This window comes from Tranquillimonas rosea (genome assembly GCF_900111315.1).
Taxonomy (GTDB): domain Bacteria; phylum Pseudomonadota; class Alphaproteobacteria; order Rhodobacterales; family Rhodobacteraceae; genus Tranquillimonas; species Tranquillimonas rosea.
Map to the genome: position 1 here is coordinate 48,252 of NZ_FOGU01000006.1, position 15,131 is coordinate 63,382.

The window sequence follows — 15,131 nt, forward strand, 5'->3', positions numbered from 1 at the left end:
TCAGTTCACGATGTTGGCGACGGTCTTTTCGCGGATCTCGTCCTCGGTCACGCCGTCGGCCGTCTCGACGATCTTCAGGCCGCCCTCGACCACGTCGAGCACGCCGAGATTGGTGATGATCCGGTTGACCACGCCGGTGCCGGTCAGCGGCAGCGTGCATTTCTTGATCAGCTTGGACTCGCCCGCCTTGTTGGTGTGGTCCATCACCACGACGACGCGCTTGACGCCGGCGACGAGGTCCATCGCGCCGCCCATGCCCTTGACCAGCTTGCCGGGGATCATCCAGTTCGCAAGGTCGCCGTTCTCGGCGACTTCCATGGCGCCGAGGATCGCCATCGCGATCTTGCCGCCGCGGATCATGCCGAAGCTGGTCGCGCTGTCGAAATAGGCGGTGCGGTTCAGCTCGGTGATGGTCTGCTTGCCGGCGTTGATCAGGTCGGGATCGACGTGGTCCTCGTCCGGGAAGGGCCCCATGCCCAGCATCCCGTTCTCGGATTGCAGGGTGATGTCCACGTCGTCGGGGATGTAGTTCGCCACCAGCGTCGGGATGCCGATGCCGAGATTGACATACGTCCCATCCTCGAGCTCCTGCGCGGCGCGGGCGGCCATCTGTTCACGATCCCAGGGCATGCTCTCTCCTTAAACATTGGGCGCGGCGGGGCGGCCGCGGTCAGTCAGGTGTGATGGTCGGCTCGGGCCGGCGCGTGGCAGCGGCCCGTGCACCGGGATGTCAGGCCGCCTTCACCGTGCGCTTTTCGATCCGCTTCTCGTGCTCGCCCTGGATCAGGCGGTGCACGTAGATTCCGGGCAGGTGGATCGAATCGGGGTCGAGCGAGCCGCGCGGGACGATCTCTTCAACCTCGGCGACGCAGACCTTGCCGCACATCGCCGCCGGCGGGTTGAAGTTGCGCGCCGTCTTGCGGAACACGAGGTTGCCGGTGTCGTCGGCCTTCCAGGCCTTGACGATCGACAGGTCGGCGAAGATGCCACGTTCAAGCACGTAGGTTTCGCCGTCGAAGTCCTTGTGTTCCTTGCCTTCCGCGATCTGCGTGCCCACGCCGGTCTTGGTGTAGAAGCCCGGAATACCGGCGCCGCCGGCACGCATCCGCTCGGCCAGGGTGCCCTGGGGATTGAACTCGAGCTCGAGCTCGCCCGAAAGATACTGCTGCATGAAGGTGTCGTTCTCGCCCACGTAGGACGACAGCATCTTCTTCACTTGGCGGGTCTGCAGCAGGATGCCGATGCCGAAATCATCCACCCCGGCGTTGTTCGAGGCAAAGGTCAGATCCTTGGTGCCGGCGTCGCGGATGGCCGACAGCAGCAGCTCCGGAATGCCGCACAGGCCGAAGCCGCCGGCGGCGATGAACATTCCGTCGAACAGCAGACCGTCAAGCGCGTCGGCGGCGGTTCCGTAGACCTTCTTCATGCCTCAACTCCGTAAAAATCAGGGTTGGTGGCACAGTGCCGAGGGACCCGGAAAGTGTCAATTGAGGCCGCGGGGTAAGGCGGCGGGCATGTGCACCGGGCGTGCACGGAACGTGCACCGCGCGTGCACCGGGCGTCTGCACGATGGCAGCGCCCGGTGGCGGCGGTGTCAGGCGTCCGAGCCGGAGCCCGAGGTGCCGCTCTTCTTCGCGGTCGAGCCCTTCTTGGCGGTCGACGACTTCGTGCCGCCGGTGCTCTTGGATGCCGTCGACTTCGAGGCTGTGGACTTCTTCGCCGTCGACTTCTTGGCCGTTGAGGTGGACTTGGACGCGCTCTTGGCGGCGGTGCCGCTGCTCTTCTTGGCGGCGGTCTTTTTCTTGCCGCCCTTCGCGGCCTTCTCGGCGATCAGCTCGACCGCGCGCTCGAGCGTGACCTCCTGCGGGTCGAGGTCCTTGGGCAGCGTGGCGTTCACCTTGTCCCATTTCACGTAGGGGCCGTAGCGCCCCTTCATCACGTTCACGGGGCCGCCGCTTTCGGGATGCTCGCCCAGCTCTCGCAGGGGCTCGGCGGCCTGGCCGCGGCCGCGGGTCGCCTTCTTGGCCAGTTCCTCGACCGCGCGGTTCATGCCGATGGTGAACACGTCGTCGATCTCGGCGAGGGGGGCGGTCTTGCCCTTGGCCGTCGGATCTTCGGCGTGCTTGAGGTAGGGGCCGTAGCGTCCGATGGTGGACCAGATCGGCACGCCGTCCTCGGGATGCTCGCCCACCCGGCGGGGCAGGCTGAGCAGCCTCACCGCCTTCTCCAGATCGACGCTGTCCGGCGCCCAGTCCTTGGGCAGCGACTGGCGCTGGGGCTTCTTGTTCTCCTCGGTCACGTCGCCGCGCTGGACATAGGGCCCGAAGCGGCCGTCATGCAGCCAGATCGGGTCGCCGTTATCCTCGCCCAGAAGCTTGCCCTCGGGCGGGATGGCGGGCGCCTCGGGGGCTGCGCTCGGCGGGCCGAACGGGCGGGTGAAGCGGCATTCGGGATAGTTCGAGCATCCGATGAAGGCGCCGCCCGAGCGCGCGGTGCGCATCGACAGGCGGCCGTCGCCGCAATTGGGGCAGGTACGCGGATCGCCGCCATCCTCTCGCGGGGGGAACAGATGCGGCTCGAGCACCTCGTTGATCTTCTCGAGCACCTCGGTGATCCGCAGTTCGGACGTCTCGGCGATGGCGGCGGAGAAGTCCTGCCAGAACTGGCGCAGCACTTCTTTATAATCGCGGTCGCCGGCGCTGATGTCGTCGAGCTGTTCCTCGAGGTCGGCAGTGAAGTCGTATTCGAGATAGCGCCGGAAATAGTTCGTCAGGAACGCGGTTACCAGCCGCCCCTTGTCCTCGGGGATCAGGCGGTTCTGCTCCTTGCGGACGTATTCGCGGTCCTGAATCGTGGTGACGATGCTGGCATAGGTCGACGGGCGGCCGATGCCCAGTTCCTCCATCCGCTTGACCAGCGTCGCCTCGGTGTAGCGCGGCGGCGGCTGGGTGAAGTGGCGCAGGCCGAGGACGGATTCGTTCGCCGCCAGCACCGCCGCGCCGTTGTTGCGCATCGCCGGATCGCTCGTCTCTTCGATCACGTCGTCGGCGGCGGGGCCGTTCTCGCCCGCCTTGCGGAACTGCTCGTCCAGCGACGCCTTGGCAAAGCCCAGGGGGTCGCCCTCGGTCAGTTGCGGCAGGCGGTTGTCATCATCCTCGCCCGCGGGTTCGTCCCGGCCTTCTTCGTAGACGCGGATGAAGCCGTCGAACATGATCACCTGCCCGGTGGCACGCAGCCCGACCTGGCCGTCCTGCGAGCGGATCTCGACCGTCGTCCGCTCGAGCCTGGCGGCCTCCATCTGGCTGGCGAGGGTGCGCTTCCAGATCAGGTCGTAGAGCTTGCGCTGATCGGGGTCGGACAGGCCGAGCGAGCCGGCATCCCTGTCCATGTTGGTTGGCCGGATGCACTCGTGCGCCTCCTGCGCGTTCTTCGCCTTGTTCTTGTACATGCGCGGCGACTTGGGGAGGTACTTTTCGCCGTAACGGTCCTTGATCGCGTCGCGGGCGGCCATCACGGCCTCGGGCGCCATGTCGATGCCGTCGGTCCGCATGTAGGTGATGTGGCCCGCCTCGTAGAGCCGCTGCGCCGCGCTCATCGTCTGGCGCGCGCCCATGCCGAACTTGCGGCTCGCCTCCTGCTGGAGGGTCGAGGTCATGAACGGGGCCGAGGGGTTGCGGGTGCCCGGCTTGGCCTCGACGCTGTGCACCGATAGCTGGCGGCTGGTGACGGCCTGAACCGCCATTTCGGCATGGGTGGCGTCCTTGATCGAGAATTTCTCGAGCTTTTCGCCGGCGAGCATCGTCAGCCGCGCCTCGAGGTCCTGGCCGCGCGGCGTGGTCAGCAGGGCCTTGACGCTCCAGTACTCCTGGGCGCGGAACGCCTCTATCTCCATCTCGCGCTCGACGATGAGGCGCAGGCAGACCGATTGCACCCGGCCCGCCGATTTCGCGCCCGGCAGCTTGCGCCAGAGCACCGGCGACAGGTTGAAGCCCACGAGGTAATCCAGCGCGCGGCGGGCGAGATACGCCTCGACCAGCGGACCGTCGACCTCGCGCGGGTTCTCCATCGCTTCTGTCACGGCGCTCTTGGTGATGGCGTTGAACACCACGCGGCTGACGGGCGTGTCCTTTTTCAGGGCGCGGCGCTTGTGCAGCGCCTCCTGCAGGTGCCAGCTGATCGCCTCGCCCTCGCGGTCGGGGTCGGTGGCGAGAATGAGCGAGGGATCGTCCTTGAGCGCGTCGGCAATTGCGCGAACGTGCTTCTGGCTGTCGCTGGCGATCTCCCATTTCATGTCGAAGTCGTGCTCGGGGTCGACGCTGCCGTCCTTCGGCGGCAGGTCGCGGACGTGCCCGTACGAGGCCAGCACGGTGTAGTCGGAGCCGAGATACTTGTTGATTGTCTTGGCTTTGGCTGGGGACTCGACGACGACAACCGGCATGAAGATCCTTTCCACTGAAACCGCGGCAGCGGCGGCGCTGTATGTGGGAAGGCTGCCCGCGTTGTCAATTGCGCATCGGGTCCCGGGGGGTCGGCCCGGGGTCAATGCGCGGTGGGAACGGCGGAGCGCCCGGCGGGTTCCGGCCGGCCCGCGACACGCCGCGCGGCGCCCCACCAGCAGGCCAGCGCGACGCCCGCGCCGGCATTGGCGTCGACCGCGTAGTGCGAGGCGAGAAGGACCGAGCCGAGCGTCGTCCCGCTCAGGGGACCCTAGTCGCGGCTGTCCGAGCCCGGCCGGGTCAGCAGGCCGCCGGGGCGGCGTTCGATCTGTCCGTCGAGTTCCAGCGTGACGAGTTGCGGGGTCACGGTGCCGGGGGCGAGGCCGAGGTCGCGGATCAGCTGGTCCTCGGCAACCGGGCTGGGGCCGAGGCGGTCGAGGATCTGGCGGTGGAGGGCATTCGCGGCACGCAGGTCGGGGCGCGGTTTGCGGCGTTTGGCGGGCTTGGTTGTGTCGCTTTGCGGGGGCGCGGCGGGGCGCGAGGGCTGTTCCAGGGACAGCGCCTCGGCCACGTCCTGCGGGCCGCGAACGAGGGTCGCGCCGTCGCGGATCAGCAAATTGCAGCCGGCGGCGCGGGCGTCGAAGGGATGGCCCGGCACCGCCAGGACGTCGCGCCCGATGTCGAGCGCGTCGCGGGCGGTGATCAGGCTGCCGGACTTCGCCGCGGCCTCGACCACGACGACGCCGCGGGACAGGCCGGCGATCAGGCGGTTGCGCCGGGGGAAATGCCGGGCCTGGGGCTGCAGGCCCATGGGCTGATCGGACAGGCGCAGGCCGCCCTCGGCAATTTCCTGGGCGAGCACCGCGTTCTCGGCGGGATAGACCACGTCGACGCCGCCGGCCATCACCGCGACCGTCGCGGTCGGGCCGGCGCCGACATGCGCGGCGGTGTCGACGCCGCGGGCGAGGCCCGACACGACCACGGCGCCGCTGCCGACCAGCCCTTCGGCCAGCCTGCGGGCCATGCGTGTGCCCAGGCTCGAGGCGTTGCGCGCGCCGACCAGCGCGACGCAGTACCGGTCGAGCAGGGAGGTGTCGCCGAGCGCCCAGAGAAGCGGCGGCGGGTCCGGGACATCGGACAGCGCGGCGGGATAGCCCGGCCCGCCCCAGCACAGCAGTCGCGCCCCGGCGAGGCGGGCGGCGCGCATTTCCTCGGCAGCGCGTTCGGGCGGGCACGGGGCGTAACGGTCGACGCCGGCGGCGCGGGCGACCTCGGGCAGCGCCGCGAGTGCGGCGCTTGCGCTGCCGTGTTCGGCCATCAGGCGGAAGAAGGTCGACGGGCCGACCCGTCGAGAGCGCAAGAGGCGGAGCCAGTCGAAACTGTCTTCCTCGGAGTGGGGGGGGGTGAGGGGGGTGAGGGAAGGGATATGATCCATCGCTCGCCTGCCTCCGCCAACTTGCAGGATCAGACTGGCGTTTGCGTGGTTAACACTTGGTGAACGGGAAGAAGGGCATTCGACACAACCCGCAGATCAGGAGGTAACCACCTGGAATCACGTCTTTTTTTTCTGAATTTTCCCTCAGGCCGCCGAGCCGCCCACCGTCAGGCCGCCGATCAGCAGGGTCGGCTGGCCGACGCCGACCGGCACCCATTGCCCGGCCTTTCCGCAATTGCCGATTCCCGGATCGAGCGCCATGTCGTTGCCGATGGCGCGGATCTGCTGCAGCGCCGTCGCGCCGTCGCCGATCAGCGTCGCGCCCTTGACCGGCCGGCCGATCTTGCCGTCCTTCACGCGGTAGGCCTCGGTGCAGGAGAACACGAACTTTCCGTTGGTGATGTCGACCTGTCCGCCGCCGAAGCCGACGGCGTAGATGCCGTCCCTGACCTCGCCGACGATGTCACCGGGGCTGGCGTTGCCGCCCATCATGTAGGTGTTGGTCATCCGCGGCATCGGCGCGTGGGCATAGCTTTCTCGCCGGCCGTTGCCGGTGGGGCTGACGCCCATCAGCCGGGCGTTCTGCCGGTCCTGCATGTAACCCACCAGCACGCCGTCCTCGATCAGAACGTTGCGGCCCGATGGCGTGCCCTCGTCATCCACCGTCAGCGATCCGCGGCGATCGGGGATCGTCCCGTCGTCCAGCACGGTGACGCCCGGCGCCGCGACGCGCTGGCCCATCAGGCCGGCGAAGGCCGAGGATTTCTTGCGGTTGAAGTCGCCCTCTAGCCCGTGACCCACGGCCTCGTGCAGCAGGATGCCGGGCCAGCCGGCGCCGAGGGCGACGTCCATCACGCCGGCCGGCGCGGGCTCGGCCTCGAGATTGACGAGCGCGATCCTCAACGCCTCGCGGGTCACCGATTCCCAATGCTCGCGCGTCAGCAGGGCGGCGAGCCCCGAGCGCCCGCCGCCGCCCATGCCGCCCGATTCGCGGCGGCCGTTCTCTTCGACGATGACACTGACGTTGAGCCGCGTCATCGGTCGGACGTCGCGGACGATGTGGCCCTCGGGGCGCAGGATCTCGACCTCCTGCAGCGAGGCGCCCATGGACGCGCTGACCTGCACCACGCGGGGGTCGAGGGCGCGGGCGAAGGCGTCGATCTCGCGCAGGGTGTCGAGCTTGACCGAAAAGGCGGCGTCGGCCATCGGGTCGGCGTCGCCATAGAGCCGCGTGTTGGTGGCGCGGGGCGCGTCGGCCAGCGTGCCGCCGCCGTCGCCCACCGCCAGCCGCGCGGTCTCGACGGCGCGGCGCAAGGCATGTTCGCCGATCTCGCTGGAATGGGCGTAGCCGGCGGTCTCGCCGCGGACGGCGCGCAGGCCGAACCCCTCGGAGGCGTCGTAGCTCGCCGTCTTCACCCGCCCGTCGTCGAACGACAGCATCTCGGCGCGGCGGCGCTCGAGGAACAGCTCGCCATCGTCCGCGCCCGCCACGGCCTCTTGCAGGAGCGACAGCGCGCGGCCCTCGTCGAGAAGCGTGTCGAAGGGGCGGAAGGGGGCGTCGGTCATGGTATCTCCTGCTGGCGGATGGGGGCAAGGCGCCTCAGGCGTCCGTTTGCCGCAAGGCTTTGGCTTGCCCGGTCCGGCCTAATATGGTTTCAGGTGCCGCGGAAACAAACGGATTCCGCCCGTGGTTCGGGCGGGGCCGGACGCGGCGCCCGCCGCCAGCCGAACAGGACCATGTGACATGCGCTTGATCAGACAGATCGCCTCCCTCGGGGCAACCGCCTTCGCACTTGCCGCCGGACCGGTGGCCGCCCAGTCGAACGATGGCATCGGAGAGCTCCAGATCGAGGGCGCGCCGCAGCCCGGCGGGATCGGCTTCCAGGAGGCCGCGACGAGCATTGCGCGCGATCTGCAATGGCTCGACGGCATGATCCTGGCGATCATCACCGCCATCGTGCTGTTCGTGACCGGGCTTCTGATCGCGGTGATGGTCCTGCACAACCGGGGCCGCAACAAGACGCCGTCGCGCTTTACCCACAACACCCCGATCGAGGTGACGTGGACCGTTGTTCCGGTGGTCATCCTGATGTTCATCGGTGCGTTCTCCCTGCCGGTGCTGTTCAACCAGCAGGAAATTCCCGAGGCGGACGTCACGGTGAAGGCCACCGGGTACCAGTGGTACTGGGGCTACGAATATCCCGACGAGGGGATCGCCTTCGACAGCTTCATGATCGGCTACGGCGAGAACTACGTCACCGACGACATCCGCGCCCAACTGCAGGAAGCCGGCTATACCGAGGACGAGTTCCGTCTCGCCACCGACGAGGCGATGGTCGTCCCGGTGGGCCAGACGATCGTCGTCCAGGTCACCGGCGGCGACGTGATCCACTCGTGGACCGTTCCGGCCTTCGGCGTGAAGCAGGACGCGGTGCCCGGCCGCCTGGCCGAGCTGTGGTTCGAGGCCGAGAAGGAAGGCGTCTATTTCGGCCAGTGCTCGGAGCTGTGCGGCAAGGACCACTCCTACATGCCGATCACCGTCAAGGTGGTGAGCCAGCAGGAGTACCAGGACTGGGTCGACAGCCGGACCGAAGAGACCGCAAGCGCCGCCCAAGCGGCCGGTGCGGTGCAGGTGGCGTCGGCTGAGTAAGCCGCTCTCAGAGGAATCGCCCGCCATGACCGAGACGACGCTCGCCCTCGACACCGACTACGAAGCCCAGTTCGGCGACTATTTCGCGCTGCTCAAGCCGCGCGTGATGTCTCTGGTGGTGTTCACCGCGCTGGTCGGGCTTCTGGTGGCGCCGACGGGCGTGCACCCGATGATCGGCTTCGCCTCGATCCTGTTCATCGCCGTGGGCGCGGGCGCCTCGGGCGCGCTGAACATGTGGTGGGACGCCGACATCGACGGCGTCATGCGCCGCACCGCCAAGCGGCCGGTGCCCTCGGGCCGTGTACGGCCAGACGAGGCGCTGTCGATCGGGCTGGTCCTGTCCGTCTTCGCGGTGGTGATGCTGGCGCTGGCGGCGAACTGGGTGGCCGCGGCGCTGCTGGCCTTCACTATCTTCTTCTATGCCGTCGTCTACTCGATGTGGCTCAAGCGGTCGACGCCGCAGAACATCGTGATCGGCGGCGCGGCGGGCGCGTTCCCGCCGGTGATCGGCTGGGCGGTCGCCACGGGCGACCTGACCTCGCCGGCGGCGTGGGGCATGTTCGCGCTGATCTTCCTGTGGACGCCGCCGCATTTCTGGGCGCTGGCGCTGTTCATGCGCACCGACTACGATGATGCACGGGTGCCGATGCTGACGGTCACCCATGGCCGCCGGACCACGCGGGTGCATGTCCTGATCTACACGATCGTGCTGGCGCTCTTCGCGGTGGGTGTCGGCTTCACCCAGATCGGTGGGCCGGTCTACCTGACGGGCGCGGTGCTGATGAACGCCTGGTTCCTCAAGGGCGCCTGGCAGATCTTCCGCCGCGACGAGACGATGGCCGAGGCCGATTCCTATGCCGTCGAAAAGGGCGTCTTCAAGTTTTCGCTGTGGTACCTGTTCCTGCATTTCGGCGCGCTCCTGGTCGATGCCAGCCTGCGCGCCGCGGGGGTGATCTGATGGCCTTTCGCACCTTGCACGACCTGCACACGCGGCGGATGTCGCGGAATGTCGGACTGGGCGTCACGCTGGGCGCGCTGATCCTGGTGATCTTCGGCATGACCTACGTGAAGGTCTCGGCGATCCCGACCGATGCCGGCCCCGCCGGCGAGGCCCGCCAGGAGGCCGCCGGATGAGCCTCGGCGCGCCCCAGAAGACCGCGCTGCAGATGGTCGGCGTCGCCACCTTCATGGGGGCGATGGGCTTTGCCGCGGTGCCGCTCTACGACCTGTTCTGCCGCGTCACGGGATATGGCGGCGCGCCCGGCACCGCCACCGCGGCCTCGGCCGACGTGCTGGACCAGACGATCAAGGTCCGCTTCGACGCCTCGCGCGAACGCGGCATGCCGTGGGAGTTCACGCCCCAGCAGCGCGAGATGGAGCTGAAGATCGGCGAGACGGGCCTGGCCTTCTACGAGGCCTACAACCCGACGGACCGCGTCGTCGCCGGGCAGGCCAGCTACAACGTCGCGCCGTTCGACGCGGGCGGCTTCTTCTCGAAGATCGACTGCTTCTGCTTCACCCAGCAGGTGCTGCAGCCGGGCGAGCGGGTGCAGATGCCGGTGACGTTCTTCGTCGATCCCGAAATCGTCGACGACCGCGACGCGAAGTTTGTGAACACGATCACCCTGTCGTACACGTTCTATGAAATCGACGTGCCCGAAACCGAGCAGGCGGCGCTGGCCCCGGCCGGTTCCGGCACCGACGTCAACTGAGAGCCTCCGAGGATCCGCAAGCGATGGCGCACGAAAAGAACCACGATTATCACATCCTGCAACCGTCGATCTGGCCGTTCCTGTCGGCCGTCGGAGCCTTCGTCATGCTGTTCGGCGGCGTGCTGTGGATGCACGGCATGGGCTTCTGGCTGTTCCTGATCGGCCTCGCGCTTGTCCTCTACTGCATGTTCGCCTGGTGGTCGGACGTCATCGGCGAGTCGACCCAGGGCGATCACACGCCCGTCGTGCGCATCGGCCTGCGCTATGGCTTCATCATGTTCATCATGTCCGAGGTCATGTTCTTCGCCGCGTGGTTCTGGAGCTTCTTCAAGCACGCCATGTACCCGATGGAGAGCTTCTCGGAAGGCACCTGGCCGCCGCCGTCGATCGAGACCTTCGACCCTTGGCACCTGCCGCTGATCAACACCCTGATCCTGCTGTGTTCGGGCGCGGCCGCGACCTGGGCGCACCACGCGCTGGTTCACGAGAACAACCGCAAGGACATGGGGTTCGGCCTGCTGATCGCGATCGGCCTCGGCGTGATTTTCACGGTGTTCCAAGCCTACGAGTACAGCCACGCCGCCTTCGGCTTCTCGGGCAACATCTACGGCGCGAACTTCTTCATGGCGACCGGCTTTCACGGGGCGCACGTGATCATCGGGACGGTCTTCCTGTTCGTCTGCTACCTGCGCCTGCGGATGGGGCATTTCACGCCCGACAAGCATGTCGGTTTCGAGGCCGCGGCCTGGTACTGGCACTTCGTCGACGTGGTCTGGCTGTTCCTGTTCGCCTCGATCTACATCTGGGGCAGCTGATCGCGCCTGCCGGCGCGACGCCTTCGGCGAGAGTATTTCTGCGAAGATGAAGAGGGGCGTGGGCTGGGGCCCGCGCCCTTCGTGCTTCGGAAGGACGCGATGCTGAGACGTATGATCTTTCCGCTGGTGCTGGGGCTTGGCGGGTGTGCGCTGCTGATCGGGCTGGGCGTCTGGCAGGTGCAGCGGCTGGCCTGGAAGACCGGCGTGCTGGCCGAGATCGAGGCGCGGATCGACGCGCCGCCGCAGGAGATCCCGGCCGACCCGGATCCGACGGCCGACCGGTACCTGCCGGTCACCGTCGCGGGCGGCTTCGAGGGCGAGGCGCTGCGGGTGCTGGTGTCGCCGGGGAACGAGGGGCCGGGCTATCGCATCATCGGCGCGTTCGAGACCGAAGGCGGGCGGCGGATCATGGTGGATCGCGGCTTCGTCCCCGAGGACCGCAAGGACGCCGCGCGGCCGGGCGGCGCGGCGACGGTCACAGGCAATCTGCACTGGCCCGACGAGACGGACGGGTTCACCCCCGATCCCGACCGCGCGGGCAATGTCTGGTTCGCCAGGAACGTGCCGCTGATGGCCGAGGCGCTGGAGACCGAGCCGGTGCTGGTCGTCGCACGGCAGGTCGACGGACCGGAGGCCGGGATCACGCCGCTTCCGGTCGGCACCGAGGGGATCCCGAACGATCACCTGGAATACGCGATCACGTGGTTCTCGCTCGCGGTGATCTGGGCAGGGATGACAGGGCTGCTGCTGTGGCGTATCAGGCAGCGCGCGACGGCAGGAAACGGGCAGGGGCAATGAACTACATCTCGACGCGGGGCCAGGCGCCGCATCTGGGCTTCGAGGAGACGATGCTGACCGGGCTTGCCCGGGACGGCGGGCTCTACGTGCCCGACACGATCCCGGCGATGTCGCAAGACGAGATCGCCGCGCTGGCGGGCGTCTCCTACGAGGAGGCGGCGTTTCGTGTGATGCGGCCGTTCCTGGACGAGATGATGCCCGAGGCCGACCTCAGGGCCTGCATCGCGCGGGCCTATGCGCCGTTTGGCCACGACGCGCGGGCGCCGCTGGTGCAGCTGGCGCCGGGGCATTTCCTGGCGGAACTGTTCCACGGGCCCACGCTGGCCTTCAAGGACTTTGCCATGCAGCTGATCGGGCAGCTGTTCCAGTACTCGATGAAGCGCAAGGGCAGCCGGATCACCATCGTCGGCGCGACCAGCGGCGACACCGGCAGCGCCGCGATCGAGGCGTTCCGGGGGCTCGACGCGGTGGATGTCTTCATCCTGTTCCCCAACGGCCGCGTCAGCGAGGTGCAGCGGCGGCAGATGACCACCGCGCCCGAGGCCAACGTGCACGCGCTGGCGCTGGACGGCGATTTCGACGATTGCCAGGCGGCGGTGAAGGACATGTTCAACGACTTCGCCTTCCGCGACGCGGTCGGGCTGACGGCGGTGAACTCGATCAACTGGGCGCGGGTGCTGGCTCAGGTCGTCTACTACTTCACTTCGGCGGTGGCGCTGGGGGCGCCGCACCGGCCGGTGGACTTCACCGTGCCCACGGGCAATTTCGGCGACATCTTCGCGGGCCACATCGCAAAGCGGATGGGCCTGCCGATCGGGCAGCTGGTGGTTGCCACCAACCGCAACGACATCCTGCACCGGACGCTCGAGACCGGGCGGCACGAAAAGCAGGGTGTAGCGCCGACGATCAGCCCCTCGATGGACATCCAGGTCAGCTCGAACTTCGAGCGGGCGCTGTTCGAGGCCTATGACCGCGACGGTGCCGCCGTGGCGCAACTGATGGACGAGCTGAAGGCGCAGGGCGGCTTCCCGGTCAGTCAGGGCGCGCTGCAGGCGCTGCGCGAGACCTACGCTTCGGGCCGGGCATCGGAGGACGAGACCGGCGCCACGATACGGGACATCGCCGCCCGCACCGGCGAGACGCTGTGCCCCCACTCCGCCGTGGGCGTGAAGGTGGCGCAGGAGCACCTGACCGAGCGGCCGATGGTCACGCTCGCCACCGCGCATCCGGCGAAGTTCCCCGACGCCGTCGAGGCGGCCACCGGGCGGCGCCCGGCCCTTCCCAAGCGGATGGCCGATCTTTATGAGAGACCGGAGCGCGTGACCGAGACACCGAACGATCTGGCCGCGCTGCAACGTCTGATAAAGGAGCGCCGCACCTCGTGACCGTGCAATTCCACACCCTGTCGAACGGCCTGCGTATCGTGACCGAGCACATGCCGGGCCTGAAATCCGCGACGATCGGGGTCTGGGTGACGGCCGGCGGACGGCACGAGCGGGCCGACCAGAACGGCGTGGCGCATTTCCTCGAACACATGGCGTTCAAGGGCACCAAGCGACGCAGCGCGCTGCAGATCGCCGAGGAGATCGAGGATGTCGGCGGTTACATGAACGCCTATACCTCGCGCGAGATGACGGCCTATTACGCCCGCGTGCTTGAGCCCGATGTGCCGCTGGCGCTGGACGTGGTGGCGGACATCGTGCTGAATCCGGTGTTCCACGCCGACGAGATCGAGAACGAGCGCGACGTGATCCTGTCCGAGATCGGGCAGTCGCTGGATACGCCGGACGACATCATCTTCGACTGGCTGCAGGAGGTCGCCTATCCCGAGCAGCCGCTGGGCCGGTCGATCCTCGGCCCCGCCACGCGGGTCGAGAACTTCACCCGTGCCGATCTCGAGCGGTTCGTGTCGGAGCGGTATGCGCCGGGCGAGATGATCCTGGCGGCGGCGGGCGCGGTCGACCACGACGCGATCGTGGCCGAGGCCGAGCGGTTGTTCGGCCACCTGGAGCCGCGACCCTCGGCGCCGGTGGAGCCGGCGCGTTTCGTGGGCGGTGAGCGGCGCGAGACCCGCAAGCTCGAACAGGTGCATTTCGCGCTGGCACTGGATTCGCCGGGGTATCTCGACGAGGACCTCTACACCGCGCAGATCTACGCCACGGCGATGGGCGGCGGCATGTCCTCGCGCCTGTTCCAGGAGGTCCGCGAGCGGCGCGGGCTTTGCTATACCGTGTTCGCACAGGCCGGCTCGTACGCCGACGCGGGGCTGATGACGATCTATGCGGGCACCTCTCCGGACCGGATCGGCGGGCTCGTCGATCTGACGGTGGACGAGCTGCGCCGCGCGGCCGACGACCTGAGCGAGCCCGAGATCGCGCGGGCGCGGGCGCAGATGAAGGCCGGTCTGCTGATCGGGCTGGAAAGCCCGTCGGGACGGGCGGAGCGACTGGCGCGCGTGCTGTCGATCTGGGGCCGGGTGCCGGCGTTGGACGAGACCGTAGCGCGCATCGACTCCGTCACCTGCGACGATGTGCGCGCCTTTGCCGGGCGGATCGCCGGGCAGGGCAACGCGGCGCTGGCGCTCTACGGTCCGGCCGAGAACGCGCCGGGGCTGGAGGCGCTGACCGGACGGCTCGCTGCCTGATGCTGTCCACGCGGCGCCGTGTCCGTATCGAGACGGAGCGGATGACGCTGCGTCCGCCGCAGCACGGCGATTTCCGCCCCTGGGCGACCCTGCGGGAAGAGAGCGAGAGCTTTCTCGTCCCGTGGGAGCCGACCTGGGCCGCCGATCACCTGACGCGAAAGAGCTTTACCAACCGGGTCTACTGGGCACAGCGGACGATCGGCAACGGCACGGCGCTGCCGCTGTTCCTGGTGCGTCGCGCGGACCAGTCGTTCCTGGGGGCGATCACGCTCGACAATATCCGCCGGGGGCCGGCGCAGGCGGGGACGCTGGGATATTGGATCGGCGCCCCCTTCGCGCGGCAGGGCTACATGTCGGAGGCGATCGCCGCCGTCGTGCACCATGCCTTCCAGACGCTCGACCTGAGCCGGATCGAGGCCGCCTGTCTGGCCGAGAACTCGGCCTCGCGCGGGGTGCTCGAGGGTTGCGGGTTCAAGTATGAGGGCGTTGCGCAGAGCTATCTGCAGATCAACGGCCGCTGGCGGAACCATGTGCTTTACGCCAACCTGCGCAGCGACCGGCGCGGGCGGACGGGGACGGGCTGAGTGCCCGCGAAACGGGCGGGGCCGCGACCTTAGGTCCTGCCTGCGGGATTGTGAACG

General features: G+C 68.3%; 14 protein-coding genes. 9 read left to right on the forward strand and 5 right to left on the reverse strand.

All coding sequences use genetic code 11. From position 1 onward, the window contains the following. The 5 genes from BMZ25_RS11245 to tldD form a co-directional block, all read right to left on the reverse strand. A complete protein-coding gene (locus BMZ25_RS11245; RefSeq protein WP_092693612.1) occupies nt 1–630 on the reverse strand; it encodes a 3-oxoacid CoA-transferase subunit B in 630 nt (209 codons plus the stop codon). A 100-nt stretch (nt 631–730) separates the two neighbouring features. After that, nucleotides 731–1,426: a CoA transferase subunit A gene (locus BMZ25_RS11250; RefSeq protein WP_092693615.1), complete on the reverse strand. Its 696-nt coding sequence runs from the start codon at nt 1,424–1,426 to the stop codon at nt 731–733. Nucleotides 1,427–1,594: 168 nt separating this feature from the next. After that, nucleotides 1,595–4,438, reverse strand: a complete 2,844-nt coding sequence (gene topA / locus BMZ25_RS11255) for a type I DNA topoisomerase (protein ID WP_092693618.1) — start codon at nt 4,436–4,438, stop codon at nt 1,595–1,597. Nucleotides 4,439–4,707: 269 nt separating this feature from the next. Then, on the reverse strand, nt 4,708–5,871 hold the full coding sequence (gene dprA / locus BMZ25_RS11260; protein WP_092693620.1) for a DNA-processing protein DprA: 1,164 nt from the start codon (nt 5,869–5,871) through the stop codon (nt 4,708–4,710). A gap of 144 nt (nt 5,872–6,015) precedes the next feature. Then, on the reverse strand, nt 6,016–7,437 hold the full coding sequence (gene tldD, locus BMZ25_RS11265) for a metalloprotease TldD (RefSeq protein WP_092693622.1): 1,422 nt from the start codon (nt 7,435–7,437) through the stop codon (nt 6,016–6,018). A gap of 178 nt (nt 7,438–7,615) precedes the next feature. On the opposite strand from tldD, the gene coxB reads away from it, so the two are divergent. From coxB to BMZ25_RS11305, 9 genes are all read left to right on the forward strand, one after another. Continuing rightward, a complete protein-coding gene (coxB, locus tag BMZ25_RS11270; protein WP_092693625.1) occupies nt 7,616–8,521 on the forward strand; it encodes a cytochrome c oxidase subunit II in 906 nt (301 codons plus the stop codon). 25 nt (nt 8,522–8,546) lie between these two features. Continuing rightward, the gene (gene cyoE, locus BMZ25_RS11275; protein ID WP_092693628.1) at nt 8,547–9,479 is read left to right on the forward strand and encodes a heme o synthase; all 933 of its coding nucleotides are present in this window, start codon (nt 8,547–8,549) and stop codon (nt 9,477–9,479) included. Continuing rightward, on the forward strand, nt 9,479–9,655 hold the full coding sequence (locus tag BMZ25_RS20860; RefSeq protein ID WP_177190449.1) for a hypothetical protein: 177 nt from the start codon (nt 9,479–9,481) through the stop codon (nt 9,653–9,655). Before cyoE ends, BMZ25_RS20860 begins: the two co-directional genes overlap by 1 nt. Next, nucleotides 9,652–10,233, forward strand: coding sequence for a cytochrome c oxidase assembly protein (locus tag BMZ25_RS11280; protein ID WP_092693631.1), 582 nt, complete (start codon nt 9,652–9,654; stop codon nt 10,231–10,233). The genes BMZ25_RS20860 and BMZ25_RS11280 overlap by 4 nt, the downstream gene beginning before the upstream one ends. A 23-nt stretch (nt 10,234–10,256) precedes the next feature. Continuing rightward, nucleotides 10,257–11,048: a cytochrome c oxidase subunit 3 gene (locus BMZ25_RS11285; RefSeq protein WP_092693633.1), complete on the forward strand. Its 792-nt coding sequence runs from the start codon at nt 10,257–10,259 to the stop codon at nt 11,046–11,048. A gap of 99 nt (nt 11,049–11,147) precedes the next feature. After that, nucleotides 11,148–11,846, forward strand: a complete 699-nt coding sequence (locus tag BMZ25_RS11290; RefSeq protein WP_092693636.1) for an SURF1 family protein — start codon at nt 11,148–11,150, stop codon at nt 11,844–11,846. Continuing rightward, entirely contained in the window at nt 11,843–13,231 is a 1,389-nt protein-coding gene (thrC, locus tag BMZ25_RS11295) for a threonine synthase (protein WP_092693639.1), read from the forward strand. Before BMZ25_RS11290 ends, thrC begins: the two co-directional genes overlap by 4 nt. Then, entirely contained in the window at nt 13,228–14,490 is a 1,263-nt protein-coding gene (locus tag BMZ25_RS11300; RefSeq protein WP_092693641.1) for a M16 family metallopeptidase, read from the forward strand. Before thrC ends, BMZ25_RS11300 begins: the two co-directional genes overlap by 4 nt. Further along, on the forward strand, nt 14,490–15,074 hold the full coding sequence (locus BMZ25_RS11305; protein WP_092693643.1) for a GNAT family N-acetyltransferase: 585 nt from the start codon (nt 14,490–14,492) through the stop codon (nt 15,072–15,074). The genes BMZ25_RS11300 and BMZ25_RS11305 overlap by 1 nt, the downstream gene beginning before the upstream one ends. Nucleotides 15,075–15,131: the final 57 nt, after the last annotated feature.